The organism is Microcoleus sp. B7-D4 (genome assembly GCF_036705125.1).
Classification (GTDB): Bacteria; Cyanobacteriota; Cyanobacteriia; order Cyanobacteriales; family Microcoleaceae; genus Microcoleus.
The window spans coordinates 1-12,209 of the sequence record NZ_JAUBTT010000153.1; the positions used below are offsets into that span (position 1 = coordinate 1).

The 12,209-nt window shown below is 42.3% G+C and carries 7 protein-coding genes and 4 pseudogenes; 5 read left to right on the top strand and 6 right to left on the bottom strand.

What is annotated here, in order from left to right; genetic code table 11:
* The first annotated feature begins 637 nt into the window (after positions 1-637).
* Positions 638-1,447, top strand: a complete 810-nt coding sequence (locus QUB12_RS34825) for a GAF domain-containing protein (protein ID WP_333147985.1) — start codon at positions 638-640, stop codon at positions 1,445-1,447.
* Positions 1,448-1,854: 407 nt separating this feature from the next.
* Here the strand turns inward: QUB12_RS34825 and QUB12_RS34830 are convergent, their stop codons facing one another.
* A complete protein-coding gene (locus tag QUB12_RS34830) occupies positions 1,855-3,393 on the bottom strand; it encodes a PAS domain S-box protein (protein ID WP_333147987.1) in 1,539 nt (512 codons plus the stop codon).
* Between the two features lie 226 nt (positions 3,394-3,619).
* Positions 3,620-4,801, bottom strand: coding sequence for a transposase (locus tag QUB12_RS34835; protein ID WP_333147989.1), 1,182 nt, complete (start codon positions 4,799-4,801; stop codon positions 3,620-3,622).
* 271 nt (positions 4,802-5,072) lie between these two features.
* Between QUB12_RS34835 and QUB12_RS34840 the strand changes: the two genes are divergently transcribed.
* The 3 genes from QUB12_RS34840 (at position 5,073) to QUB12_RS34850 (ending at position 7,837) form a co-directional block, all read left to right on the top strand.
* Complete coding sequence (locus QUB12_RS34840) at positions 5,073-5,723, top strand: DUF3386 domain-containing protein (RefSeq protein ID WP_333147991.1); 651 nt, start codon at positions 5,073-5,075, stop codon at positions 5,721-5,723.
* A gap of 280 nt (positions 5,724-6,003) precedes the next feature.
* Positions 6,004-6,240, top strand: a complete 237-nt coding sequence (locus QUB12_RS34845; protein ID WP_006632519.1) for a NifU family protein — start codon at positions 6,004-6,006, stop codon at positions 6,238-6,240.
* A 673-nt stretch (positions 6,241-6,913) separates the two neighbouring features.
* Positions 6,914-7,837 carry a hypothetical protein gene (locus tag QUB12_RS34850; protein ID WP_333147993.1) on the top strand — a complete coding sequence of 308 codons (924 nt, stop codon included), beginning with the start codon at positions 6,914-6,916 and terminating at the stop codon, positions 7,835-7,837.
* 133 nt (positions 7,838-7,970) lie between these two features.
* Here the strand turns inward: QUB12_RS34850 and QUB12_RS34855 are convergent.
* Both QUB12_RS34855 and QUB12_RS34860 read right to left on the bottom strand, forming a co-directional pair.
* Positions 7,971-8,570 (bottom strand): annotated as a pseudogene (locus QUB12_RS34855) (transposase); the annotation flags it as partial.
* Between the two features lie 45 nt (positions 8,571-8,615).
* Positions 8,616-9,071, bottom strand: a pseudogene (locus QUB12_RS34860) (ISAzo13 family transposase); the annotation flags it as partial.
* A gap of 127 nt (positions 9,072-9,198) precedes the next feature.
* Between QUB12_RS34860 and QUB12_RS34865 the strand changes: the two are divergent.
* Positions 9,199-10,273, top strand: a pseudogene (locus QUB12_RS34865) (ISKra4 family transposase).
* Here QUB12_RS34865 and QUB12_RS34870 read toward each other — a convergent pair.
* Complete coding sequence (locus QUB12_RS34870) at positions 10,247-11,059, bottom strand: ISAzo13 family transposase (protein WP_333310721.1); 813 nt, start codon at positions 11,057-11,059, stop codon at positions 10,247-10,249. The pseudogene QUB12_RS34865 and the gene QUB12_RS34870 overlap by 27 nt on opposite strands.
* Positions 11,060-11,270: 211 nt before the next feature.
* Positions 11,271-12,209, bottom strand: a pseudogene (locus QUB12_RS34875) (IS4 family transposase); the annotation flags it as partial.

Below are 12,209 nucleotides of genomic sequence, written 5' to 3' on the forward strand. Positions count from 1 at the left end.
ATTCCTTCGCAGACTCAGGACCCAGAAATAAAAAACCTGTATCCGATGAAACTTGCCGAACGTATTTATCCGTGGGGTCAATGCTTCAATGCTTCAATTCTAAAATCTAAAATCTAAAATCTAAAATCTAAAATCTAAAATCTAAAATCTAAAATCTAAAATCTAAAATCGATTGACTTTTATCCGTCGCCCAGCTCCCTCCTTGGGAGTTTTGGACTCATATTCCTCACCCCCGCCACTTCCGATCCCCACCCAGAATTGGCATAAATCAAATCCGGGGGATACGGATAACAGCTAATCTTTAATCTGTCGGCTGGAAGATCACACCTCCGAGTAAACCCCCATAAACCGCCAACTTTACAAGAACTTAATGGCTACTTTTAGCACTGATTCAGCTTTCCAATCCCCTACTGTCAAGGATTTTTAAGAAAACAGGATGCTCTCCCTTCTATGTGAAAATTATAAAGATATTGTAAAGACACCGCAAATACTTAGTAATGTTTGACGGTCTGTGGCAATATTTAAGTAGAATTACGTAATTCATAAGTTGGACAGCGGCAGGCTGGCAAATTCAGTAACTCCCTGCTCTGTTGCCGGAGTGGTAAACTTTTGCCAGTCTAGTAGAAAAGGGGTTGCTATGAATCAGCAAATATCAGCTCAATCGCAAAAACTTTTACTCCAAATTGGCAGAAATATTCGTCGAACCTTGGATCTCCATACCATCTGGCAGCAAACAGTTAACAGTCTGGGAGAAACACTAGGCGTCAGCCGCTGCATCCTTTGTCCCTATGAAAGTTCTAGTCTGCAAGTCAAAGTAGCTGCTGAATACTGCCAAGAACCATTTTTACCGATGCTGGGAATGGAAATCTCGCTCACAGCAGCACCTCATTTCCTTCAAGCTCTAGCCACCCTCGAACCGGTGGTAGTAGAGTCCTTTGCAGCCAATGACTCTTTTGGGCCGCAGTCGCTGCTAGTGGTGGCTACCGCTTACCAAGAGCAACCTAACGGCATAATTAGCTTGCATCAGTGCAAAGGTCGATCGTCGGGGAAGGGTAAGACCGATCGACCTTGGACTCAATGCCAGATCGAATTCGCACAAGAACTTGCCGAGCAAGTAGGAAGTGCGATCGCCCTCGCCACCCTCTACCAAGAGCGCAGCAAGCGAGTACAAGGACTATCCCAGCTCAAAAAGCAATTTTTGTTGAAAGCGTCCCACGAGCTCCGCACTCCCCTAAATCACATCATCGGCTATCTACAACTAACCATAGACGACCAAGCTGACGATCCCATAGAGGAGAGAGATTTTATCGAAGAAGCTCACCGTTCGGCTATCCACCTTTCTCAGGTAATTTCCAATATCTTAGATTACATTGAGTTAAGTGAAGCTTGCCAAACTCACGCAGAGTTAGCCACTTTCAGGAACCAGGAAAAATCTGGGCATCAGTAAACCTTCGAGTGGCGTCTTTGACAAGTCTAATATTTACCGTGCCCACAAGTTTTACCCAGAAAAAAGCTGACACTTTATCGATAGATTCCCTCAATAAATTCGATAGCTGGTTCATCAATTATTTTTAGGGAAAAATAGTTTTACACAGTACAGCAGAGCAACTACTACAGGTGGTAGCCCGGTGTATTTATCATATTATGTCCGCTCGAACGACTCCCATCAAATAGGTTATTTGACCGGAAAGGATAAGCTGTTGTGCATCTAATTTGACAGTCAATTTTTCTACAATTCTTGTGGGACGGGCAGGAGAGCCCGTCTCTGTATTCAATTTAGATGCGTAGCAGCTTATTGCAAGCATAAGATTGCACTTTTGCACTTTTAATGCTTTTAAATTGTGCTTGAGAGAATTACCCACCGCCCTTTTTTTTCGTAGTTTTCGGAGGGCTGACATAGCGCGCCCAAAAAGGTTCCTCCATATCTTTCATCGCTGCTAGTTTTTGGCGCTCTTCCTCTATGCGCTTGCGTTCTGAAAGATCAGAAAATATGTTGATACTGCCGACAGTCTGGCCGCCCGCATCTCGCACGCGTGCGGCCCAAAGCCAAACATCGATCGAACTACCGTCTTTTTTCAACAAAGATATTTCCAAACCGTTGTGCGGGTTGCCATTAGACGCAGACTTTAGCAGGGCGTAAAAATCTTGCTTTTGGCCTTGAGGAATATTCGGTAAAGGTTTCCCTAAAACCTCAGCCGCAGTCCAGCCAAAAAGTTGTTCGGCGGCGCGGTTCCAAACAACGGTATTGCCGTCATTGCTGGTACAGTTAATCGCCAGCGGCGCCGATGCTATCTGGGCTTGCAAAACTTGGTTAACGAGTTGCAGTTTCAATTCTACTTGCTTGCGATCGGTAATTTCCTGACAAGCGCCCCACAAACGGACAACCCGTTCAGCAGTTTTGTCCCACACCACTTGCCAGTAGTCCCGCACCCAGCGCACCTCGCCTTTTTGATTAAGAATGCGATACTCATTAGCTCCAGTGCGGCTGAAAGTACAGCCTTCTAATTGTTTAATTAACATTTCCCTGTCGTCAGGATGAACGAGTTCGGAGTTCCACCAACCAAACGATTCTAATTCTTCAGGAACGATCCCTGTGCAGCGCTCAAAAGCTTCTGTCGCCCACTCGCAGGCGAACTTGCCGTCGGGCAGTCCCTTAAAAGAATAGGCAAAATCCGAAGTAATTTGCGACATAACTCTGTAGTGGAGTTCCGACTCTCGGACTGCGATTTCGGCTTGCTTTCGTTCCCCTATTTCCCGCGAATTAATTATAATTCCCTGCACGCTCGAATCGCAAAGCAAACTGTTACCTACCGACTCCATGTAGATCCAAGAACCGTCAGCATGGCGTTTCCGATATTCGATTGCCCCCCCAATGCCGGGAGATTCTAACAACTTACCAAAATACGTCTGCCAAGCCAGCAAATCGTCTGGATGGATTAACTCGCCGTGAAATTTGCCAATTCTTTCTTCTGGGTTGTAACCCAAAAGCCGCTGTAGGGCTCCGCTGTGATATCGAACTCGCCCGTCGGAGCCGACAATGCTAATTAGATCGGGAGAATTACGCAGCATAGCTTGCAGTTTGGCTTCACTTTTAATTAATCCTTGATTGTCCCTGCGGTGCTGGCTAATTTGTTTTTCCAACTGCTCCCGTAGCTGTCTGATTTGCCCTACTTGCTGGGCTACAGTGCGTTCCAAGAGGCGATTTTTTTTTTCGATTTCAACCAGCTTTACTTCGTTATATCTCGCCATTTCCAACAGGCGATCTGCTGCAATTTCCTGCAAAGAATTAGATAAAATTTCCAGAGTTTCCGTGAGAATTGCCTGTTGCGGTGGTGGCAATTCTCTAGCTTGTTCCTGCAATGTTTCTAAGTGTTTGTAGACAGTTTCTAGCATTTTATTAAGGGGGGAATCTAATAGTTGCCTGCGGGTGCAACCCCTAAAAAGCGGACACAAGTTTTTTCAACATAACCCATAACTAAGACTGGTGTGTGGCTTGCGACCCATCGCGCTCTCAATAACCAGGCATTTTGGGACTTTATTTTCCGATCATAGCAACCGATAGAGAAATTGACACTCCCTTGCCTAAAGGCGCAGGGATTCTTGGATCATCCAGTCGAACTTATCTCTGTTTGGCTACCATCAGCGAGTAGAGATCGGTCTGTCCCCCAGCGTAAATTTCGGTGTGCCCCACCGTATTTAAATTGATTCCTGCCTGCTTCAATCCCTTTGCCAAAATATTTTTTCCGGCATTATGGTCGCGATCTAACACCACACCACAACCACAAATATGGGTTCGAGTTGACAGAGTTTTTTTAACCAGGTTGCCACAGTTTGAACATTCCTGAGATGTGTACTGAGGAGCAACAGCAATAACTGTTTTGCCGTACACTTTTCCAAAGTATTCCAACCATTGAGCAAACTGTGACCACGCAGCATCGCTAATTGATTTAGCGAGTTTATGGTTCTTAACCATGTTCCGCACCTGAAGGTCTTCGTAGGCTACAAAATCGTTAGATTTCACCGCGCCGGGCGTCGTCTTAATGGCGAAGTCTTTACGCTGTCTACTGACCTTCAGGTGTTTTCTTCCTAACTTGTTGATCGCTTTTTTTCGATTTTTAGAACCTTTCTTTTTCCGAGAAACTCGCTTCTGCGATCTCTTCAGAGCTTTTTCGCTTTTGCGGAGATACCGAGGATTAGGAACTGTTTCGCCATCGCTATCAGTATAAAAATGGTTTAATCCGACATCTATTCCAATGGCTTTACCAGTGGAAATAGCTTCCTCTTTCCGTTCCACATTGATACAAAATTGAGCGTAGTATCCGTCGGCACGACGCACGACTCTGATTCGTTTAATCTCGTTTGGCGCGTAGAAATACAAATCCCGACTACCAACCAACTTGAACTTCCCAGCAGCGAAGCCGTCTTTAAATGTTAAACATCTTTTGTCGGCAGAAAGTGACCAACCCGATTGTTTGTACTCAACGGAACGAGTGTGCTTTTTGAACTGCGGGAATCCCTTTTTCCCTGGTTTCTTTGCTTTGCAATTAGCAAAAAAACGCCCTATAGCAAAAATGGCACGCTCCGCCGAAGCTTGACGTGCCGTCGAGTTAAGCTTGCCTGCCCATTCAAACTCTTTCGCCATAATGGCACACTGTTTGTATAGGTCTACCAGCTTAATTCCTTGATTGTCTATCCAATGTCTAAGAGTTTTGTTTCGGACAAATTGAGCCGTCCGAATCATTTCGTCCATGATCCGATATTGCTCCGCTTTGCCTTTCAACTTAAACTCTAATACTATCATGGGAATAGTTTATCATTATTTTTACTGCAACTTTTACCCACAAAATCTACCTATTTAACAATTATTTACAAATTGTAGAAATTAAAGCCGTCTTAGAAGGACGGGGCTTTATACCCACTTTTGCGGTAAATTCTTGTTGCGCCCTAATTGCCAGCCCAGCCGCACCCCCAAGAAGTGCTCGCTAGGAGTGCGGGTAACTCCCCTACCCAGTGAATGTGGGGCTTCTCGCGGTTAAGCTAAACTAGATGGGTGTCAAGAGAAAGAGGGATTTATGACAGAGCAAGCCAACGCTCGCGATTTGTTTCGCGCTGCTTACGAACACCGCTATACCTGGGATGCCAATTTTCCCGGTTACAGTGCCGATATTGAACTCAAACAGGGCGACGAAGTATATACGGGTCATGTTTGGATCAAACCCGACATGAGCGTGGAAGTCACGGGCATTGAAGACGAGGAAGTGCAGCAAAGCGTCTACACCCAAATGCGCGATATTGTCACCCACCGCAAACGCTCGACATTTGAAAAATCTCACGGCAAAAATAGCTTCACCCTCGGCGAGAAGGACAGCACAGACGCTGTGGACATCTTGGTGCAAGGCGACTCAATGGGGTCTAACTATAAAGTCCGAGGTCTCTCAATTTGTCAAGTCAGCCGGGTGATGGGCCGCATGGCTTTCGTAATTGACACGCATAAAAGCTTAGAGACACCCGAAGGTTCTTTGGCAACCCACTACGATGCCGTTTTCCGCAACCCCCAAACAGACGAAATCATCAAAGAACTCGAATTTGAAGATACCTTTGACAAGATAGGCGACTATTATGTCATGACAAAGCAAGTAGTTCGATCAAAAGAAAAAGGTCAATTGACAACAACCGAGTTCAACTACTCCAACGTCAAACTGCTAGAACCAGCAGTAGTGTAGCGGCCTCAAAAACCCGATTTCTTAAATAAAACGGGTTTTTTTGGATAACGTATCAGAATCAACTTGATTTGGCGGCAAGTAACGCTACGATCGAACCAGAGAGCGAATTGAAATCGAGCATCAGCGTGAGAGAAACCGGGTTTCCTGTAGCCAGCTCACCTGAGCGTGCAAGTCTTTTGTCAAGAAACCCGGTTTCTTAAATCCCGCGCGGGTTGAGAATGCTGCCCTTGAGTCAAATCGAACTTTTATCAACTGCAAGAAATCATCACAGAGGCGAAATATGACACTAGCACTAACCAGAGATAACGTCGAAACAGTTCTCGATGAAATGCGTCCCTACCTGATATCCGACGGTGGCAACGTCGAGCTCGTAGAAATTGACGGCCCAGTGGTACACCTGAGACTGCAAGGAGCTTGCGGCTCTTGCCCGAGTTCCACAATGACTCTGAGAATGGGCATTGAACGTCGCCTGCGCGAGGCTATCCCAGAAATTGCTGAAGTCGAACAGGTAATGTAGCTGGGTAACGAGTAATTCACCAAAAAACGAGACGGAATCCCCGGGCTACAGACACGGGGATGGACTTTTCTGCTGTTTCAACCGCCGAAGGAAAGCAAAACAAGATAAAAGTAAGCGTAATTGCAATACCTCTTGTACTGGTAGTTGTTTTTGAGCGTGTAGAAGCGAATTGTCCACAGCTTTAAGACTACGATTATGGTCTTACTAATCCCCTTGCCTTTTCAGGCGAGGGAGATGTCAAAGCACTCTATGCTGGTATAGCCTTTCTCAGAAAGATGAGGTACGTTGTTGGGATGAGAGCCCTCTTATGGTCGTTATATAGTAAGCGAGATACAGACAAAAAACTCCGCTCCGAGTCATACCTCACCTATCTGAGAAAGGCTATAGTAGTTGTGTAGAATTAATTGCACAAAATCTGTCTCCGCTCAATAAATCGGGGTAGACTACCCTGTCGGGAAGGATTTTGCTCCCGGAAAGAGGCTCGTCACTGAGCGATTTACCCCGATTTATTGAGTGGATACCCAAATCTGGCCTGCAAGCCTTGCTTAGTCAAGAGTCTTTATGTAATTAATGTTGCCAGGTTACCTAGGAGGAAGCCGAAAAATTGCTAATTTTTTGCTAAACTTTTAAATCATTTCTGCTTTTTATATTATGAAGTGTGAGGCATTTGCTTATGATTCCACAACTGAACACCCTCGACCAAATTTCAATGGTGACATCCAACTTTGGGGATGCTTTAGTATTTGCTGACATTCTCCAAGATTGGTTTCAGTTTTTAGGGGGTAAACCTGGTGAAGTTGTCGTTGTAGATTGTGGCAGCGATCTCAAAACTCAAAGGGTATACTGGCAATTGTTTGAAGAAGGTTTGATTGACAAATTGCAGGTAATCCAGTCTAATCACGAAGATAATCATGGGGGGATGGAGTCTGGTTATATAAAAGAATATACATCGGGGGCGATCGCGAGTAAACCTTACTTGCTATTTTTCCACGTTGACACCTTGCCCTACCGAAAGGGCCACGATGGTTGGTTAGAGGAAGCGATTGGTTATCTCGAACGCGATGATGTTTTCTCGGTTAGCGGTTCATTCAATCTGCCATCGCAGCACCACGACGCCTGGCCGGGGTGGTACTTTAGCGACAAGTGTAGTCTGAATTTTGCTCTGATGAAGCGGAGTAAATTTATGGCGGCAACCCATGAATTTGCTGGGGATTTTATTATGTCTGGCTTCAAAGGTGAGAATCCAGCTAAGGCGACTAATCAGGACAGATATTTATGGGAACTCGCTTTCGAGCAGTACGTAGAACGCCACAAGGAATACAGCTTATGTAAGGCAGAAGATCCGAACTGGACGGTATTTCATACAAATACTCACGAAGAGCGCTTGCAGAAGACTCGTCAAAAATACCTGAAGCGAGAAGGAATTGAACGCTTTATCAATGTGGGTTTTTCTGATGCCGAAAGGATTCCTGCTCAGGCACTTTATTATGGACAGTCGCAGATGGGAATTATGAAAAAATTGCGAATTATGTTCGGAAAATCACCAGTAGGCTCTTACTGGCGGCAGTTTAAACAAAGGCTAGCTCTTCAAAAATAATTTTGTTGGTGGGGCAGGCAAAATGCCTGCCCTTGCAGGGGCTAAATTGAGACAGGTAAGTAGGGCTTGCTGAATAAGTTAGAAAAAATCGCGTAGGCGTAGCCAGCCGTAGGCATCGCACTTGATGGGCAATTCAAGCTCGGCGAAACATAACTTTTTGTTGACTATAACTTGCCCTGCTATAGCTTTTAATAATCATTGAACCGTAAATAGGTGTGATTTTCGGTTTGTGACATAAAAACGCACAAAAAACCCGTCTTAACCAGGTAGAAAGGTTCATTACTAAAAAAGTAATAGCAATGGCTGTTTCGGAAGTATTATCAAGTTTTGCCATCACCCGATTCAGGCTAAATCTTCTTTTTCGCAAGTCCCAAATTTGCCCTCAATAGAGTTACGAATTCTTTCATCTTCCCAGGCTTGTTTCTTGGTTTCCTTACTAACATTTGCTGGTGGCTTTCCTAAAGGGGGGCCACTAATTCTAATTCCTCTTTCTTTACACCAAGCTCGGTTTTCTCTTGTTCGATAAATGCGATCTGCATGGACTGATTCTGGATAGTATCCTGTGTAATTTTTAAATGCTTCAAATGAGTGCTTTTAAGTCTCCTGATTCGTTAAAGTTATCCCAACTTATCCGGTCTAGAAATACATATCCTTCATTGCAACTCGCTGACAGTTTGGCTCCAAACTCTACGGGCTTTCCTGCTTTTCCTCTGATAATTGGACGGATGTGGGGTCATTCCTCACAAGTTAAGGAATGAAAAATAAATAACTTAATGAATTACTCAGGTTGGGGTACGGCTCGATAATTCCATTTTGGCAAATATTCGTCAAAAACAATTTGCATATTATTTTTGAAGTTATCAGCTACCTTTCGACCAGTTTGATAAACTTTATTAAGGATATTTACAGCTACAGATAGTCCCGTTTTAGTTTGAGTTTTTTCGACGAGAGATTTGACTAATTCTAAACTTGTAAAAATTACTCCTTGACAAGCCCTAGTAATATGAGGAAAAAGTCGATGTTCTATCGGATTATATTTAGATGTATAAGGAGGGTAATGAGCAATTCTGATCTCAATTCCTATTTCATTAACTAATTTCTGCAAATCTTCTTTAAAAATATAATGATTAGCATTATTACTACCTCCCCCATCACATTTCGCCAAGATAGAATTAGCGTTAGGGTAGGCTGCTTTACCATAATTATTCCACCAATTTTTTAAAGACTCACAGGCGAATTCACTGGGAGCGTGTCACTTTTGCGATAAGTATAAATACTCAGAATAAGTAGGGCAAAGGTTTTGAGCTATTGTTGGCAAAATCGGCGAAAATAATGATGTCTTAATTAGTGGCGATTGAACGATGACTCCCGAACAACAACAGGCGATTCAAACATATGTAGAGGCTATTTCGGCAATCCTGTATGCTGATTGTGACCCGAAATCGTTGAAAACATTAGAAGATATCGAGATCACGGTTAAAGATAAGGTGTTAACTCATGTGACACCGCAGATCGGAATTTTTTTATCTACTCAGCGAGCGGGACAAAAGCAGGAAGGGTAAAGAGATTAAAAAGTACATTAGGTGATTTAAGCATCACCCAAAAGCAAGCAGATAAACTAGGGTGTGGGAGTGGGAGTAGATTGAGTCCACATTTAGAAAACTGTTGTTTAAGACTGAGTGCTAATGTTGCATATCAAAATGCAGCCCAAGATATTGAATATATAACAGGGATTACGGTGCCAGCGAAGACACAACTCATATTAGTACATTATCAAAAATTTGAGCAGCCTGTAGCAACAGCAGATATTACCGAGTTAAGTGCAGACGGTGGAAAAGCACGATTGATAACACCACTCGGAGAAAAATCCGAGTGGAAAGACTATAAAGCAATTGTGTCAGAAGCAGGGATAGTAAGTAGTTTTGACCAAAATGAGCTCATCATTAATTGGGCCAATCAACAGCCACTAGCAAAACCAGTAAATTGTCAGACGGTGATGGACATGATGGCGTATGGAATATATTCAAGGAAATTAGTTGTGAACAGGACAGAAGGGAAATTCTGGACTGGTATCATTTGAATGAAAACCTTCAGAAAGTAGGCGGTTCAATGAAGCGATTGAAGCAAGCAGAAACATATTTATGGAAAGGAAATGTAAAAAAGGCAATAGCACTATTCATAGGATTGAAGAAAAAGCCAGCCGTTAATTTTTGTAAGTATTTAGAAAAGCATAAAGAAAGAATTATTAATTACGAACTTTTCCAGAGAGATGGAATCTGTTCGATTGGTTCTGGAGCAGTAGAATCAGGAATCAAGCAAATAGCTAGACGGGTTAAAATATCTGGAGCAAGTTGGAAATCAGAACATATTGGGCAGGTATTGGCTCATCGATGTGCTTACTTAAATGGCTTAATTGGTAAGCGAAGAAATGTTTAAGTATAAATACTCATCGCAAAAGTGACACGCTCCCAATTCACTGGTGTCTTTACTATTTCCTAATGTTATATATCCTCGGTTTTGTTGACAATCATAAACCCCATGCGGAATCACTTTACCGTGACCTAAACTCCAAAAATCATGATCGAAAGTAGTGACAGGTTCCTTTGTATAGAGAGTTCCCGGACGATACAAATTTCCTAAAACTTCTTTCTTTTTGGTATCAAAACGTAGGATGGGATTGCTGGCTTTTCTATACTCTGCATGAAGTCTAGCAATGTTTTTAAATTGAGCATCTCGATTTTTATTAATTCCTATTGTTTGTTTTTTTTGAGCTTTTCGTTTCACATACCCATGCTTTTTTAATAGTTTGGCAACTAATGGGAGACTAATGGTAAAACCTGCCGCTCGTAGTCCCGCAGCTATTTCTTTATGCGTCAAATTAGTCCATTTGATTAATTCATTCATTGGGTCTCCGGCTGTGTAATTTTTTAAAACTTCTAAAAATGCTGCATCAATACCGATTTGAGTAGACAGAATACTTTTTCTTCCCCCTCCTTTCTTTCTGATCCGGGAACTATTGAGTGTCTCTGAGTCCATTTTTTCTAAATCTTCTATTCCCTTGACGATGGTGTTTCGACTGCATCCCAAAAGTTGCATTACATAGCTAATTCCACCCCATCCTAATTTTTGAGCTTCGATAGCTGCATACCTTCTTTTATCCTTTTCTGATAAGGATTTATAAAATTTTTTCATTTCTGACTCAATTGAATTAGAATAAGACATGGGTTTAAACGCCAATTAGAGTAGTTGTGTATAAAAATCTGTTGTGAGTCGAGCTCTGTAGGAGTGAAAATTGTAATCTCACACTTTTTTCATTATAACCGATAACTCATCAACTTATTTATTTTTTATTCCTAAGCTAAAAACACTGTTGTCAATGAGTAATCTTACTCATTTTTTACCGAAATACCAATTAAAATATGACTCCATTTGTTCATTCATTATTGAAAAAAAATTGTTCGGGACTTCTTTGAGTTCCAGGGAAAGGAGAAATAATTAGCCTGACATGAGGTTTTCGTCGTCGCTTAACAATCCCTAAATCTTGATTTTTTGCGTCGGCAAAATACTTAACTAGGTCAGAAGCTAATCCTTTTTGATAGGCCACAGAAAAATGATACATCCCTCGATAAATCATTTAAGAGTGAAACACGTTCAATTGGCACTCCTAATTCATCCGCAACGGCATCTCCCAAGTCTACCAAAACCGCATAAAATAGCCAAGTAGCCCAGATTTGAAGCTGGATTCCGTTGGACGAACCTGTCCATAAATAACTTAAATTTAGGAGTCTCTTTACTATACAAAATGCCTCTTCAATTCGCCAGCGTCTTTGATATAAATCTGCTACTACATAGGGGGGCAATATTTCGGGGTTTTGGACACTTGTCAGATAAGAACGCCAGGAGTTTTTTGAGCGGATTTGTACTAATCTTATAGTCAAAGTTGGTGTGTTTTTTGTCCCTGCACCTATCTGAATTATCTGGTCTTTAACCTCATAAGTATTGGTTAATACCCGCTTGACTTGATAAGATGCACCTTTCTTGATCCGAGTAATAAATCCAATTTCTTGCTCAATTAATTTTGACCAAAAAGCGAAGTGATAGAATCCTAATTCCAATAACAGCAAGGTTTTTGGCTTAACTTTTTTTAGTAAATCTTCTTCCCAATGAGTATCTGCTTGTTTCGGATTTTCCCAAAACCAAATTTCTTCGGGAAGATGAGTTACTAGGTCTATAATTACTCCCATTTTTCCGGATAATTTACCAATTGGAACATCTGATAAACTTTCTAGTTTACGAAATAATGCTTCTAATGTTGAGCCGTCAGCTATCCAGATATTTTCAAAGTTTTTTAAGGCAAATTGTACGCTATGTG

What these genes read in the sequence shown, in the direction of transcription:
- QUB12_RS34845 (WP_006632519.1), top strand. Translation starts at nt 6,004, where the DNA reads ATGACACTAGCACTAACCAGAGATAACGTCGAAACAGTTCTCGATGAA.
- QUB12_RS34840 (WP_333147991.1), top strand. Translation starts at nt 5,073, where the DNA reads ATGACAGAGCAAGCCAACGCTCGCGATTTGTTTCGCGCTGCTTACGAA.
- QUB12_RS34830 (WP_333147987.1), bottom strand. Translation starts at nt 3,393, where the DNA reads ATGCTAGAAACTGTCTACAAACACTTAGAAACATTGCAGGAACAAGCT.
- QUB12_RS34835 (WP_333147989.1), bottom strand. Translation starts at nt 4,801, where the DNA reads ATGATAGTATTAGAGTTTAAGTTGAAAGGCAAAGCGGAGCAATATCGG.
- QUB12_RS34870 (WP_333310721.1), bottom strand. Translation starts at nt 11,059, where the DNA reads ATGTCTTATTCTAATTCAATTGAGTCAGAAATGAAAAAATTTTATAAA.
- QUB12_RS34825 (WP_333147985.1), top strand. Translation starts at nt 638, where the DNA reads ATGAATCAGCAAATATCAGCTCAATCGCAAAAACTTTTACTCCAAATT.
- QUB12_RS34850 (WP_333147993.1), top strand. Translation starts at nt 6,914, where the DNA reads ATGATTCCACAACTGAACACCCTCGACCAAATTTCAATGGTGACATCC.